We start from the raw sequence: 13,836 nt of genomic DNA, 5'->3' as shown, positions 1-13,836 counted from the left end.
GCTTGCTTTACGCCGTCACATCGATCAGGCGGCCCAGGGTCTGGCCATAGCTGTTCAGCTGGGGCGTGCTTTTCGGCGCGGTGGGGGCTGCTTGCTGCACCACGGCCACCTTGATCGCCTGGTCCAGCTGCGGCGCCTTGACGCTGGCCGGGGCCTCGGCCTGGGCTTGCCGGCTGGTGCGCTGTGTCTGGCTTAGCGATTCCTGTTCCCGCGCCAGCGACTGGCGGCTTTGCGCCAGCTGTTCACTGTCGCGTTGTACCTGGTTCTGGCCTTGTTCGACGCGCCGCTGCGCCGTGGCCAGCGAGGCTTGCAGATTATTGATGGACGTTAGCGTGACCACATTGTTCACCTTTGAAAGTATGTCCAGGCGTGCACAGGAGAGGAAAAGTCAGGCCGGGGGACGTGACATGTCTTCAGGTAATCTTTATCTGAATCAAGAGTAGGACAAATTCTCGCATAGTTCCAGTAAATTATGCTTTCTTGATAATTCTATTGTGCGCGCGCTGGGTTGCCAAACCGGCATGCCGAAGCTGGCGCCATGCTTGGAAAAGTGAGTACACGCTGTCGCTTGCAGCCATTGTTAGTCTGCCATACCCGATGCGCACGCTGCGCAGGTGGCAAGCATGGCCGCCTTCAAAGGGTACGTTCTAGAGTGTCAATATGTTGTTGTTTTTTTACCGTGATGGCGCACGGTAATGCGCGGTCTGCTTGGCGCTCTGGGCTATAATTGACGGTCAGAGTTGGTTTCTTTTGCCATACAGACAGGTAGTTAACACATGAATCTCAAGAGCCTCGCAATTGCCCTCGGCATGTCGAAAACGACAGTCAGCAGGGCGTTGAACGGCTATCCGGAAGTCAATTCCCGCACCCGTGAAATCGTCCTGGCTGCCGCCAAGAAAGTCGGCTACCGGCCCAACCCGCTGGCACGCAGCCTGGCCGTCGGCCGCACCAATGTGCTGGGCATGATCTATCCCCTGCTGCCCAGCGACCTGGGCGACAGCGTCTTTCTTTCCGTGGTGAATGGCATGTCCGACGCCGTCGAAGCGTCGAAGATGAGCCTCATCATCGCCCCCGTGTCGCCGCAGAACGAACAGCCCTCGTATGAAACCATGGTGCGCGGGCGCCAGGTCGATGGCCTGGTGGTGGGCCGCACCAAGGTAGTCGATGAGCGCATCGCCTACCTGACGAAGGTGGGCTTTCCCTTTGTCGCGAATGGCCGCACGCGCATCGACGCGCCGTATGCGTATTTTGACTACGACAACGACACGGGCATCGACCTGGCCGTGTCTTTCCTCGCGGCGCATGGCCACCAGCGCATCGCCCTGCTGAGCGCGCCGCTGGATTTGCATTTTGCCTACGAGCGCAAGGAAAGCTTTATCCGCTGCATGGCGCAGGCGGGTTTGCCGCTGGATCCCCACTATTTGCTCGACAATACTTTCGACCGCCGCAGCGGCTACCAGGCCATGCAGCAATTGCTGGCTTGCTCGCCCCGTCCCACAGCCGTCATCGTCGATAATCATCTGTCCGGCGTGGGCGTGGTGCGCGCGCTGATGGATGCGGGCATCGAGATCGGCAAGGAGGTCTCCGTCATCGTCTGGGGTAATGTGGAAGATACCTTGATCGGCATCAATGTCACCACCATAGACCAGCCCGACCTGCGCCGCGCCGGCGCCAAGATGGTCGAAATGCTGCAATCCCTGCTGGCCGGCACGCCACCGGAACGGCTGCAGGAAATCTGGCAACCCGTGCTGTTGCCGGGGGCGACGGTGGGACGCTGCCCTGAATAAAAAAAACGCAGAGCCGAGGCTCTGCGTTTTTACTTCAAGACCTTTGACTGGCTTAGGCCGCGTGCTTGCTGCCATCCGCCAACACCGCCAGCAATCTCGCTTTGTCCTTGCGGTAAGTGTTGACGGCGGCTTCCTTGACGTGGCCGAAGCCGCGGATTTTTTCGGGCAGGGACGCCAGTTCCACGCAGGTAGCCAGATTCTCCGCCGTCAGGTTAACCAGCATTCCCGCCAGCAGTTCGCGGTATTCGACGATCAGGGCGCGTTCCATCTTGCGCTCGGTCGTATAACCGAAGACGTCGAAGGTGCCGCCGCGCAGACCCTTGGCTTTCGCCAGCAGCTTGAAGGCGCGCCACATCCAGGAACCGAACTCCGCTTTCACCAGATGCCCTTTCGCATCCTTTTTCGCGAACAGCGGTGGCGCCAGGTTGAATTTCACGGAGAAATTCCCCTCGAACTGCTGCTGCAATTGTTCGACGAAACGGCCGTCCGTGTACAGGCGCGCCACTTCATACTCGTCCTTGTAGGCCAGCAATTTGAAGTAGCTCTTGGCCACGGCCGTCGACAGCTTCTGGCCCAGTCCCAGGGTATTTTCGCGGTCGCGCACCTGTTTGACCAGGGTCAGATAACCGTCCGCATACGCGGCGTTCTGGTAGGCGATGAGGAATTCCACGCGCTTTTTGATCACGCTATCGAGGCTTTGCGGCATTTGCACGATGATGGCTTGCGACGGCGTGGCGATCTGCGTGACTTTGCGCACATCGACGGCGGCGCGGCGGCCCCACAGGAAACTCTTCTTGTTCGACGCTATGCCGACGCCATTGAGTTCGATGGCGCGCAGCAGCGCCGCTTCCGTCAACGGGATGCGGCCCTTTTGCCAGGCGTAGCCGAGCATGAACAGGTTGGCGGCAATCGAGTCGCCCATCAGCGCGGTGGCCAGTTTTGTAGCATCGATGAAGTCCGCCGCATCCGCGCCGCCCACGGATTCCTCGATCAGCTGGCGCACTTCCGCCGTTGGATATTGCCAGTCGGCATTTTGCGCAAACGTGCCCGGCGGCTGCTCGTGCAGGTTGACGACGGCCAGGCTGCGGCCCGGACGCATTTTCGACACGGCATCCTGCGCGCCGGCCGTCAGCATGTCGCAGCCTAAAATCAGGTCCGCTTCGCCCGTGGCGATGCGCTGGGCGCGGATGTGTGCGGGGGAGGCGGCGATTTTCACGTGCGACGTGACGGAACCGTTCTTTTGCGACATGCCCGTCATGTCCAGCACGGAAGCGCCCTTGCCTTCCAGGTGGGCCGCCATGCCCATCAGGGCGCCGACGGTGATCACGCCCGTGCCGCCGATGCCGTTAATCAGGATGTTGTACGGCGCGTCGCAGGCGGGCAGGACAGGTTCCGGCAGCGGGCCGAAGTTGTCCGTCTCGCCCGGCTTGCCGGCGCCCGTTTTCGTTTTCTTCAGGCTACCGCCTTCGACGGTGACGAAGCTGGGGCAAAAGCCCTTGGCGCACGAGTAATCCTTGTTGCACGAGGATTGGTCGATGGTGCGCTTGCGGCCAAATTCCGTTTCTTTCGGCAAGATCGACACACAGTTCGACTGCACGCCGCAATCACCGCAGCCTTCGCAGACGGCATCGTTGATGACCATGCGCTTGGCGATGTCCGGATACTCGCCTTTCTTGCGGCGCCGGCGTTTTTCGGCCGCGCAGGTCTGGTCGTAGATCAGCACCGACACGCCTTGTACTTCGCGCAATTCGCGCTGCACGGCATCCATGTCCTTGCGGTCGTGCAAGGTCAGGTGGGCCGGCAGGTTGCTGCGGTCGCTGTAGCGGCTCAAATCTTCCGTCACCAGCGCGATGCGGGCGATGCCTTCGGCCGCCACCTGCTGCGCCATCATGGGCACGGTGATCAAGCCGTCCACGGGCTGGCCGCCCGTCATGGCGACGGCGTCGTTGTACAGGATTTTGTAGGTGATGTTCACCTTGGCCGCCTGCGCGGCGCGGATGGCCAGGTAGCCCGAGTGGAAATACGTGCCGTCGCCCAGATTCTGGAACACGTGCGGCAGTGTGGAAAATGCGGCTTGCCCGATCCATGGCGCGCCTTCGCCGCCCATGTGCGTGGTCAGCTTGTTCATTTCCGGGTAGATCGAGGTAGCCATCACGTGGCAGCCGATGCCGGCCAGGGCCAGGCTGCCGTCCGGTACCTTGGTCGAGGTATTGTGCGGGCAGCCGGAGCAGTAAAACGCGGGGCGGAACGGCGTGTTCACGGCCTTTTTCAATACCGCATCCTTGGCGTCGAGGAAACTCAGGCGTGCCTTGATCAGGTCGCAGGTGAGGGGGTCGGAAATCAGGCGCGCGATGCGGCTGGCGATGACACGTGCCACTTGCGAGACGGAAAAATCCGCCTTCGAGGTCAGCAACCATTCGCCGCGCGGCGCCACCCATTCGCCTTTTTCGTCGAACTTGCCGATGACTCTTGGGCGCACGTCGTCGCGCCAGTTGTACAGCTGCTCCTTGAGCTGGTATTCGACGATTTGCCGCTTCTCTTCTACCACGAGGATTTCATCGAGACCTTGCGCAAACTCACGCACGCTGTCCGGTTCCAGCGGCCACGGCATGGCGACCTTGAACAGCCGCATACCGACGTCGGCCGCCATCTGCTCGTCGATGCCCAGCTCTTCCAGCGCTTCGAGCACGTCCAGGTAAGACTTGCCGGAAGCGATGATGCCCAGCTTGGCGTTCGGGCTGTCGATGGTGGTGTGGTTGAGCTTGTTTTCGCGCGCGTAGGCCAGGGCCGCATAGATTTTGTAGTCCTGCATCAACGCTTCCTGGTTGCGCGCCTGCTGGCCCAGCGGGATGCTCGACAGGCGTGCGTTCAGGCCGCCTTCGGGCATGATGAAATCCTGCGGAATCTTGACTTCCACGCGGAACGGGTCGGCATCGACGGAGGCCGACGATTCGACCGTGTCGGCCAGCGCCTTGAAAGCCACCGTGCAGCCGGAAAAGCGCGACATGGCCCAGCCGTGGATGCCCAAGTCCAGGTAGTCCTGCACATTGCATGGGTACAGCAACGGGATCATCGAGGCGGAGAACAGGTGGTCGGACTGGTGCGGCAGGGTCGACGAGTACGCGCCATGGTCGTCGCCGGCCACCAGCAGCACGCCGCCCAATTTGGATGTGCCCGCATGGTTCATGTGCTTGAAGACATCGCCGCAGCGGTCCACGCCCGGTCCCTTGCCATACCACATGGCGAACACGCCGTCGTACTTGGCCGGGCCGATCAGGTCCACCTGCTGCGAACCCCAGACGGCCGTGGCGGCCAAGTCTTCGTTGACGCCGGGCACGAACTGCACATGGTGCTGTTCCAGGTGCTTCTTGGCTTTCCACAGGTTTTCATCGAGGCCGCCCAGCGGAGAGCCACGGTAGCCGGAAATGAAGCCGGCCGTGTTCAGTCCGGTGGCCTGGTCGCGCAGACGCTGCATCATGGGCAGACGCACGAGGGCCTGGATGCCGGACAGGAAGATGGCGCCGGAAGTGGCCGTGTATTTGTCGTCGAGGCTGACGGTGCTCAAACGGGAAGTGTCGGGGGGCGTAGATGGCGCGGCACCGGCGTTTCTAGCGAACGCTGCGGAGCCGTTTTCCGTGGTCACGGACATGGCTGTCTCCAAAAGGGTGTTTCAGATAGCGGCTGTACAAGGTCGCGCCCGGTAAGGCGCGCGCTGTGCAGACGGGATGGCCGCGTGTGGGCGGCACATAACTATTTTAAATTTAAAATAGTTAATGTGGTCAGTGTAGAACGCGCGTGGGGAAGGGGCAAATACGCTTTGACGATGGGGGTATAAGAAAAAATGATGGCCTGCCTTGCGCCGCAAGACAGGCCATGCATGCCTGCACGCTTAGGGCTGCGTCCATTGCAGTTTGCGCAAGTTACGGACATGGGCAGTGGGCGTCACTTCAGGCACGAGGGCGTTGATCGAATCCTGGGTCAGGTCCAGCGCCTGTTGGCCATCGAGTTCGCTGACACTGAGTCTGTTCAAGAAACCTCGCTTGAAGCTCAGGTAAACAGGCGCACCGTCACTCTTGATGTCAATGGTGACTGGGGCGTCTTGCCAGGCCAACTCGTATTTGCCCGGCGCGAGTTCCAGGGCGGTATGCATATTGGAATAGCTTGTGTAATAGGTTTTTTTCGCGCTGCCCATCAGATGGTTTGCCCGGAGAGAAAAGAATTGTAGGCCATCTGCAAAGTACGTGCTGCTGGAGGTCGCCTGCGGCAGCCGATTGAAGATGATCAGATTGGCTTTGGTATTGAGCGCGGTACCCGCTTGTCCGGGCTGGCTTGCCAGCGCGAGCGCCGTGGTACGCCTTACGCCGCCCATTTCCGCGTCAACGGTGTCCTTTTCGTCTCCCAGACGGGTCAGCGTAGCGTTGATGGGATTCGGCCCCAGTCCAGCCAACTTATCCTCAGCGTAGCTTGCACTGCGCATGTCGGCACGCTGGGTCTGGATCGAATGCCAGATGGTTTTTCCGGCAGCCCTGTCATATACGACGACCTCGCTGGACATGAGGACTCCGGCGGTGCAATTGGAAGCGCAGCGTTTTGACGCGGTCAAATCAATGAATTTCCAGTCCACCAAGGCCACATAGCGTCGTCCGGTGGCGCTGGCAGGCAGGGCGTGAACGGTCTCGACGATGGATGGACGTTTGAGGGCAGGCGAGGTGGGAATGAAGGCTAACTCTTCTTTGGGATTGTTGGCGGCAATCGTATATGCACGGCAAGCCCAACTGCGGATGAGGGCGTCATTCGTGAGGGCAATCATTTCCTGCAACTCAGTGGCGCCGGACGGAGGCGTGCAACTCTCCGGGGCGACGAATACCGTGACGTCGATCTCTTTTTTTTCAATTCGCTGGGTGATGTCGAGCAGTAGCGTCTCGTGCAAGGGAAAATCGGATTGGGGAAGAGCAGCTTGTACGCCTGGTATCAGGAGCAGCAGGGACGTGCCCGCCGCCAGGCAGCGCAAGGAAGTGGTAAGCAAGGACATGATGATGATGGTGAAATGAATAAGATCATCATTTTATTTCTTTTGAGAAATTATTGCTGGAAAAATAATGCTCGTTACAGCACATGCGCCCCCACCCAGCGTCCGCTGCCGCACAGCTCGGCGGCCACTTGCAGCACGAGGTTTTTCACGGCGTTGCCCGCATTCGTCAGGGGGATGTTTTTTGAGGCGCACAGGGCCACCGTGCGCGACAGCACGGGGCTGTGGATGGCATAGCTGCGCATGGCGCCGCTGTCCAGTTCGGCGAGCAGGGGGGCGGCCGGCAGGATGGTGGCGCCCATGCCGGCCAGGATGGCCGATTTCAGGATGGCGATCGAGTTGATCTCGATCACGTTTGCCGTCTCCAGGCCCAGTTCGCGGGCGCGGCTGTCGATGCGCGGACGCACGCCATGCTGCAAGCCCGGCAGGATCAGGGTGGCGTTCAAGGCTTGCTGGAACGATACGGCATGGCTGGCGGGCGCGAACGGCGAATCGCTGCGGCAGATAAAACGCATCTCTTCTTCCACCAGCGGGCTGCAGGCAAAGGGCGTGAGCTGGCCATCGTCGAACAGCACGGCCAGGTTGATACGCCCCGATTTCAATTGTTCGTTCAGGTTGCCGGTGATTTCTTCCGTCAGTTGCAGGGTGATTTCGGGGTAGCGTTCGCGCGCGGCCAGCAGCAAGGGCAGGGCCAGCGCGCCGGAGATGCTGTGCGGCAAGCCAAGGGTGACATTGCCGGATGGCCGCGCGGCGCTTTGCATGACGGCCGAGCGGGCGTCGGCCACCTGTTTCAGGATCGCTTGCGCGTGTTCGTAAAACACCTTGCCCGCGTCCGTGCTGAGCACGCCCTGGGCCGAGCGGTGCAGCAGCTGCACGCCCAGTTCTTCTTCCAGCTGGCGCAGCTGCTGCGTCAGGGCCGGCTGCGCCACATGCAGGGTCAGGGCCGCGCGCGACAGCGAGCCGTGGTCGACGATGGCAACAAAGTAGCGTAATTGGCGCAGTTCCATGGGTCCCAAAGCGGTGCGTGCGCCATTGCCCGGCAAGGGTGCCGACAACAGCGCGGTGAGCGGAAAAACAGGGTGTTGCGCCGCAGCGCCGAACGCGGCCAGCAGAATAACAATTTTGTTATACTCATTCTAGCGCCTTCGGTGCTCCAGACGCGTATTTGTGGGATGACAGCATGCTCAAGAAAGTTGATTCGTCTCAATTAAAAGTGGGCATGTACATCCATGACCTCAGCTGCGACTGGATGACGCATCCGTTCGTGCGCAACCGTTTCCTGTTGCGCAGCGATGATGAAATCCGCAAGATCGTGCAGGCCGGCATCCACGACGTGGTGATCGACAGCGGCAAGGGCCTCGACGTGCAGGATGCGCCCACGGTGGCGCAGGCGCGGGCCGAGACGGAACGCGAACTGGTGCAGATCGCCACGCCGCCGCAGGTGGTCACGCGCGTGTCGCTGGGCATGGAACTGGCGCGCGCCACGCAGGTGCGGCGGCAGGCATCGAGCCTGGTGCGCACGGTGATGGCCGATGTGCGCCTGGGCAAGGCTGTCGAGATCGACCGCGTGCAGCACACGGTGCAAGATATCACCGAATCGATCTTGCGCAATCCCGGCGCCCTGGTCGGCTTGTTGCGCATCAAGAACAAGGACGACTACACCTTCTTGCATTCCGTCAGCGTGTGCGCGCTGCTGGTGGCGTTTTGCCGCTCGCGGGGCGTCGATGGGGCCACCACGCACCAGGCCGGCCTGGGCGGCTTGCTGCATGATACGGGCAAAGCCTTGGTGCCCGATAGCGTGCTGAACAAGCCAGGCCCCCTGACGCCGGAAGAATTTGCCCTGATCAAGCGCCATCCGCGCGATGGTTACGACATCCTGCACCAGTCGCCCGAAGTGGGCGCGATTCCGCTCGACATTACCTTGCACCACCACGAACGGCGCGATGGCAGCGGCTACCCGGACAAGCTGGCCGGTGACGCCATCAGCGAGCTGGCGCAGATGGCCGCCATCGTCGACGTGTATGACGCGCTGACGTCCGACCGCAGCTATCACAAGGGCATCGCCGCCGCGGAAGCCTTGCGCAAGATTTATGAGTGGAGCAAATTCCATTTCAACCCCGTGTTTGCGCAGGATTTCATGCGCTGCGTGGGGATCTATCCGGTAGGCACCATGGTGATGCTGGAATCGGGCCGCCTGGCTGTCGTCATCGAGGCGCACGAGAGCAATCTGCTGGCGCCGAAGGTGAATGTATTTTTCAGTACGAAGAGCAATGCCTACATCAAGCCCGAAACGGTCGACCTGTCGCGCGGCTTCGGCTTTGGCGGCGGCGACAAGATCGTCGGCCATGAGTCCGCTGCCAAGTGGCAGGTGGATCCCATGCGCTTTTTATCGCTGGCGGATGCCTAGAAAAATTCCGCCGTATCGTTCGAGGCAATGGTGGTGAGCAAGCCCTTGGCGACGAGCTCGTCATAGTGGCAAGCCAGGTTGCGGCCATGGCTTTTCGCGTAATACAGGGCCTGGTCGGCGCGGCCGAGAATGATGACGGGCGCCTCGTAGGCGTTGATGCTGACGAAGCCCACGCTGACGGTGACTCTGCCCACTTGCGGGAAGTTGTGCGCCTCGACATTGGTGCGGAAGCGGTCGATGATTTTCTGCGCATTCTCCAGGGTGATCGAGCGCAGCAGCACGACGAATTCCTCGCCGCCGAAGCGGAAGATACGGTCTTGCGAGCGGAACGACGATTGCAGCTGGTTGGCGATCAGGATCAGCACTTCATCGCCATACAGGTGGCCGAATTTATCGTTGACCAGTTTGAAATGATCGACGTCGATCACGGCCAGCCATTGCCGTTCCGTGTCCGTATGGTGGCGCCTTTCTTCATCGACGGGGCACGGCTTCTCCGCTTCCGGTTCGCCGCGGCTTTGCAGGATTTTCGCCAGTTGGTCGTCGAAGGTCTTGCGATTTAACAAGCCGGTGAGCGAATCGCGTTCGCTGTAGTCGAGCAGGTTCTGGAAATTGCGGTACACGCTGACGATGCCGCCGATCACCTGGATGGTGGCCCCCGTGTAGGGCGTGGGGTTGGTGATTTCCAGGCAGGTGGTGACTTGGTCGCCGATCCAGATGGGCAGCCACAGCAGGTGGCGCCCGTCGGCGCAGAGGGTATCGGCGCTCGCTTCATGGCGCGCGATGCAGGCGGCCAGCGCCGGATAGTCCGACAGCGGTTCACCCGGCAGCGACGGGTCGGGATTGTCTTCCATGCGGGCCACGCTGCCCGCCACGATGATGGCCCGCGACCGCACGAACACCTGGCCACGCACGGTGGTCAGTGCCAGCACACGGGTCTGCGACGCGGAAGCGAGTTCCTGAACTGCCGAGATCACGGAGATGTCGAGCATCGTATGGTCGCGGTGCCCGGTCATGTCCACCATGTGTTTCAGTAGGGAATCCATTGTCGATCTCTGGAAAGTAGTCACACAAGATTCTTCATACCAACATTGCGTCAAGCAATTCGCGTCCGTCTACAAGAAGCCAAGATTTATTTGGTGGCATGACGCTCTTTACCGCAGGGCGAGAGGCCTTTCCAAAGAAGAGCTAAGCAGGATAATGTCTTTTTGCCTAATAGGCAATTAACGTATGCAATATTTCATGTAAATACATGAGATTCATGCACTGCGTTGCAAAAAACTTGCCTTGACGAAGGCTTTCAATCCTGATCGCAACATTTGTTTGCGTCAGCCGTCATGTCAACAAGGTTTGATAATTTCCACATGGAAACTTGTGGCGCGTCAATTTGCCAAAACGTGGACGCTTTATAGTCAATGCAATGGCGCAGAAATTTACGGCAGGAAACATATTAGCAGGAATGGGCAATGTTTCACACCCGATTGTGCCAGGGACTTGTGATTCACTTTTGGGAGCTTGTCATGCATACCTTCCTGTCGGCAGTACAGCAGTTTGTTAAGGATGAGGATGGCATTACGGCAATCGAATATGGCTTGATTGCGGCCTTGATGGCTACCGCCATCACGGCCGGTTTCTTGCTGATCAAGACCAACTTGCTGGCCGTCCTCACCGACATTTCCTCGAACCTGGTGTTGACGCCCTAAGCGGGGGCCCGCCGCTGGCTGGCCGGTGGCGGGTTTTTTTTCGGGAGGTATGCCATGCCTGCATTTGCCTTGTGCGACCTGCTGTTGTTGTGCTTTGTGACGGGGGCCGCCGTCAGTGATTTGATCCGCCGCAAGATACCGAATGGTTTGGTGTTGTCCGGCATCCTCGCCGCGCTGGTCTTGCACCTGTGGCTGTGGCCGCAAAGCGTGCCGTCGTTGTGGCTGGGCGGCATGGCGACGGGCTTCTTCCTGTTTCTGCCTTTATACGTGCTGCGCGGCATGGCCGCCGGCGACGTCAAGCTGATCGCCATGGTGGGCGCTTTTGCCGGTCCCTGGCCCGTGCTGCAGATCTGTTTCGCCACCTTTGTGCTGGGCGGCCTGATGGCCGTGCTGATGATCACGTACCAGGGCAAGTGGCGTGCTTGCCTGGGCAATCTGCGCCAGCTGCTGTGGCCAATGATCGCGCGCATGGCCGGCATACCCCTGGCGCCCGCCGCACTGGGCAGCGGTGCCAGCGTGGGCAACATGCCGTACGGACTGGCCATTGCCCTGGGCTGCCTGGTGGTGCAAGGGCGGCATTATTTCTGATTGGCATTCATTGCTCTGAATCAATAGGCGCCAGCCCCCGCTCGCTAGAATGAATTCTGTTCAATGCAGTCTTAACCGGCTTGGAGACACAGCATGACCGAGGTCGTTTATTCCATGAGCAGCGAGAGTGCGCCGCGCCCTGCCGACGCGAACCTGATGCCGCCCTTGCCGCCGCAGCCGAAGAGCTTGCGCGAAACGGGACTGGAGCGGCCGTTGGTGGTCGAACTGATTGCCAAGCTGATGTTTGTGAGCGGCAAGACGCACCTGTCCGCACTGACGACGCGCTTGCGTCTGTCGATCAATGTCTTGCGCGAAGTGCTCGATTTCATGGTGGCCGAGCAGATGGTCGAAGTGGCCTGGCGCGGCGAATCCGAGATCGACGTGCAATACCAGCTGACGGGCGCCGGCAAGCACTGCGCCAGCACCTTCCTCGAGCGCTGCGCGTATATCGGCGCCGCCCCCGTCACCCTGGAAGCGTACCGCGCCATGGTGGCGCGCCAGTCGTGGCTGGCGCAGGAACAGCGCGTCGGCAGCGATGACCTGGCTGCCGTGCTGGGCAGCGCCCATGCGGGGCCGGGCATGCTCGACCTGGTGGGCGCGGCCCTGCATTCGGGGCGCTCGCTGCTGCTGTACGGTCCGCCCGGCAGCGGCAAGTCGACCCTGGCGCTGCAACTGGGACAATTGCTGCATGGCCTGGTGGCCGTGCCCTACGCCATCGTTGTCGGCCAGGATATCGTCCAATTGTACGATCCGGCGCAGCACCTGCCGCCCGCGCCGCAGCATGTCAGCCATGCGCGCCAGGCGCTGGAGCGGCGCAGCACCGATATTCGCTGGGTGCTGTGCCAGCGTCCCGTGATCCATGTGGGCGCCGAGCTCGACGCGGGCATGCTGGAACTGCGCCATGACGCCAGCGGCGGCTGCTACCAGGCGCCACCCCATGTGCGGGCAAATAACGGCATGATGATCATCGACGACCTGGGCCGCCAGCGCCTGGGCGCGCAAGAACTGCTGACGCGGCTGATGCAGCCGCTGGCGCGCGGCAGCGATCAGCTGGGCTTGCCCGGCGGCGTGCAGATCAGCGTGCCGTTCGACAACGCCCTGGTGCTGGCCACGAATGTGCCGCCGGGCGAGCTGTTCGATCCAGCCTTGCTGCGCCGCATCGGCTACAAGGTGCAGGTGGGACCGCTGGCCGAGAGCGCCTATCGCGCCCTGTTCCGCCAGCAGTGCCGTCTGGCCGGCATGGTCATCGACGAGCTGGCCCTGAACCACCTGCTGCAGCTGCATGGCGCGCAGGGACGACCCTTGCTGGCCAGCTACCCACAGGAATTGCTGGGGCGCATAGGCGACTTTGCCGGTTTTGCCGGCTGTGAAGCGCGTCTGACGGTGGCCGCCCTGGAGCAGGCCTGGAGCAGCCTGTTTGCCAGCTGCGACATGTCGGCCGCCAGCCTGTGTGAGCGTATCGCATGAAAAACCGACGCGCTCTGCTGATGATGGCCCTGGCGGTGGTGCTGGGCCTGCTGGCTGTGCTGCTGGCCTCGCACTGGCTGCTGCGCCAGACGCCGGCCGGCAAGGGCAAAATCGTCGTCGCCGCCAGCGATGTCAACCTGGGCCAGCGCCTGACGCCCGACATGCTGCGCCTGGCCGAATGGCCGGCGGCAAGCTTGCCGCAAGGCGCGCTGCAAGACCCGGCGACACTGGCGGGACGGGTGCTGAAAACCAGCGTGCTGCGCGGCGAACCGCTGAGCGTAGCCAAGCTGGCGCCGGTCGGCACCCTGGGCGGCCTGTCGGCCCTGATCACGGAAGGGCGGCGCGCCATCACCGTGCGCGTCAACGATGTGATCGGCGTGGCCGGCTTTGCCTTGCCGGGCAACTATGTCGACATCATCGTGAGCACCCAGCAGGATGCCGGCGACCGCGCGTTTCCGCAAAGCCGCAACATTTCCAAGATCGTCCTCGAACGCATCCTGGTGCTGGCCGTGGCGCAGGAAGTGGGACGCGACGAGACCAAGCCGCGCGTGGTCAATGCGGTGACCCTGGAGGTGACGCCGGAGCAGGCCGAAAACCTGGACCTGGCGCGCAGCGTGGGCAGCCTGTCGCTGGTGCTGCGCAACCAGGTCGACCCGCAACCGGGCGTGACGGCGGGTGCTACCAAGCTGACCCTGCTGGGCGGAGCGCACGAAGCCGAGCCCGCTCCCGCCGTCGCCGCACCTGTGCCTGCCGCCGCGCCGCGCCCGGTGCGCGTGGCGAAGGCGCCGCTGGAACCGCTGCGCCTGTGCAGCGGCGTCATCGACGGGACGCGCCAGTCGCGCGAATGTTTTTAGCTGC

Annotated in this window: 11 protein-coding genes; 6 read left to right on the top strand and 5 right to left on the bottom strand. The window is 61.6% G+C overall.

The features are described from left to right. Positions 1–7: 7 nt before the first annotated feature. Positions 8–340 carry a hypothetical protein gene (locus ACQ4WP_RS00600; RefSeq protein WP_436518181.1) on the bottom strand — a complete coding sequence of 111 codons (333 nt, stop codon included), beginning with the start codon at positions 338–340 and terminating at the stop codon, positions 8–10. A gap of 436 nt (positions 341–776) precedes the next feature. Between ACQ4WP_RS00600 and ACQ4WP_RS00595 the strand changes: the two genes are divergently transcribed. After that, complete coding sequence (locus ACQ4WP_RS00595; RefSeq protein ID WP_353659265.1) at positions 777–1,787, top strand: substrate-binding domain-containing protein; 1,011 nt, start codon at positions 777–779, stop codon at positions 1,785–1,787. Between the two features lie 52 nt (positions 1,788–1,839). Here the strand turns inward: ACQ4WP_RS00595 and ACQ4WP_RS00590 are convergent, their stop codons facing one another. From ACQ4WP_RS00590 to ACQ4WP_RS00580, 3 genes are all read right to left on the bottom strand, one after another. Further along, positions 1,840–5,436 (bottom strand): indolepyruvate ferredoxin oxidoreductase family protein, encoded by a 3,597-nt coding sequence (locus ACQ4WP_RS00590; RefSeq protein WP_436518179.1) that lies wholly within the window; start codon positions 5,434–5,436, stop codon positions 1,840–1,842. A gap of 240 nt (positions 5,437–5,676) precedes the next feature. Continuing rightward, complete coding sequence (locus tag ACQ4WP_RS00585) at positions 5,677–6,819, bottom strand: hypothetical protein (protein ID WP_436518178.1); 1,143 nt, start codon at positions 6,817–6,819, stop codon at positions 5,677–5,679. 74 nt (positions 6,820–6,893) lie between these two features. Then, positions 6,894–7,823 carry a LysR substrate-binding domain-containing protein gene (locus tag ACQ4WP_RS00580; RefSeq protein WP_436518177.1) on the bottom strand — a complete coding sequence of 310 codons (930 nt, stop codon included), beginning with the start codon at positions 7,821–7,823 and terminating at the stop codon, positions 6,894–6,896. A 173-nt stretch (positions 7,824–7,996) separates the two neighbouring features. Here ACQ4WP_RS00580 and ACQ4WP_RS00575 point away from each other — a divergent pair, with 173 nt between their 5' ends. Next, positions 7,997–9,223 carry an HD-GYP domain-containing protein gene (locus ACQ4WP_RS00575; RefSeq protein WP_436518176.1) on the top strand — a complete coding sequence of 409 codons (1,227 nt, stop codon included), beginning with the start codon at positions 7,997–7,999 and terminating at the stop codon, positions 9,221–9,223. Here ACQ4WP_RS00575 and ACQ4WP_RS00570 read toward each other — a convergent pair. Beyond that, positions 9,220–10,266, bottom strand: a complete 1,047-nt coding sequence (locus ACQ4WP_RS00570; protein WP_436518175.1) for a GGDEF domain-containing protein — start codon at positions 10,264–10,266, stop codon at positions 9,220–9,222. The genes ACQ4WP_RS00575 and ACQ4WP_RS00570 overlap by 4 nt on opposite strands. Positions 10,267–10,740: 474 nt before the next feature. Between ACQ4WP_RS00570 and ACQ4WP_RS00565 the strand changes: the two genes are divergently transcribed. From ACQ4WP_RS00565 to cpaB, 4 genes are all read left to right on the top strand, one after another. After that, complete coding sequence (locus ACQ4WP_RS00565) at positions 10,741–10,923, top strand: Flp family type IVb pilin (RefSeq protein ID WP_034752975.1); 183 nt, start codon at positions 10,741–10,743, stop codon at positions 10,921–10,923. A gap of 54 nt (positions 10,924–10,977) precedes the next feature. Continuing rightward, positions 10,978–11,511, top strand: coding sequence for an A24 family peptidase (locus ACQ4WP_RS00560; RefSeq protein ID WP_436518174.1), 534 nt, complete (start codon positions 10,978–10,980; stop codon positions 11,509–11,511). 93 nt (positions 11,512–11,604) lie between these two features. Next, positions 11,605–12,978, top strand: coding sequence for an ATP-binding protein (locus tag ACQ4WP_RS00555; RefSeq protein ID WP_436518173.1), 1,374 nt, complete (start codon positions 11,605–11,607; stop codon positions 12,976–12,978). Further along, positions 12,975–13,832 (top strand): Flp pilus assembly protein CpaB, encoded by an 858-nt coding sequence (gene cpaB / locus ACQ4WP_RS00550; protein WP_436518172.1) that lies wholly within the window; start codon positions 12,975–12,977, stop codon positions 13,830–13,832. The genes ACQ4WP_RS00555 and cpaB overlap by 4 nt, the downstream gene beginning before the upstream one ends. Positions 13,833–13,836: the final 4 nt, after the last annotated feature.

The sequence above is a fragment of the Janthinobacterium lyxosi genome, assembly GCF_051380665.1.
In the GTDB taxonomy this organism is placed as follows: domain Bacteria; phylum Pseudomonadota; class Gammaproteobacteria; order Burkholderiales; family Burkholderiaceae_D; genus Janthinobacterium.
The sequence above is the reverse complement of the archived record's forward strand: the minus strand, read 5'-3'. Positions and strand labels throughout refer to the sequence as shown.

Coding starts and splice junctions, on each gene's coding strand:
- ACQ4WP_RS00565 (WP_034752975.1), top strand. CDS start 10,741: ATGCATACCTTCCTGTCGGCAGTACAGCAGTTTGTTAAGGATGAGGAT.
- ACQ4WP_RS00555 (WP_436518173.1), top strand. CDS start 11,605: ATGACCGAGGTCGTTTATTCCATGAGCAGCGAGAGTGCGCCGCGCCCT.
- ACQ4WP_RS00595 (WP_353659265.1), top strand. CDS start 777: ATGAATCTCAAGAGCCTCGCAATTGCCCTCGGCATGTCGAAAACGACA.
- ACQ4WP_RS00590 (WP_436518179.1), bottom strand. CDS start 5,436: ATGTCCGTGACCACGGAAAACGGCTCCGCAGCGTTCGCTAGAAACGCC.
- ACQ4WP_RS00560 (WP_436518174.1), top strand. CDS start 10,978: ATGCCTGCATTTGCCTTGTGCGACCTGCTGTTGTTGTGCTTTGTGACG.
- ACQ4WP_RS00580 (WP_436518177.1), bottom strand. CDS start 7,823: ATGGAACTGCGCCAATTACGCTACTTTGTTGCCATCGTCGACCACGGC.
- cpaB (WP_436518172.1), top strand. CDS start 12,975: ATGAAAAACCGACGCGCTCTGCTGATGATGGCCCTGGCGGTGGTGCTG.
- ACQ4WP_RS00575 (WP_436518176.1), top strand. CDS start 7,997: ATGCTCAAGAAAGTTGATTCGTCTCAATTAAAAGTGGGCATGTACATC.
- ACQ4WP_RS00570 (WP_436518175.1), bottom strand. CDS start 10,266: ATGGATTCCCTACTGAAACACATGGTGGACATGACCGGGCACCGCGAC.
- ACQ4WP_RS00585 (WP_436518178.1), bottom strand. CDS start 6,819: ATGTCCTTGCTTACCACTTCCTTGCGCTGCCTGGCGGCGGGCACGTCC.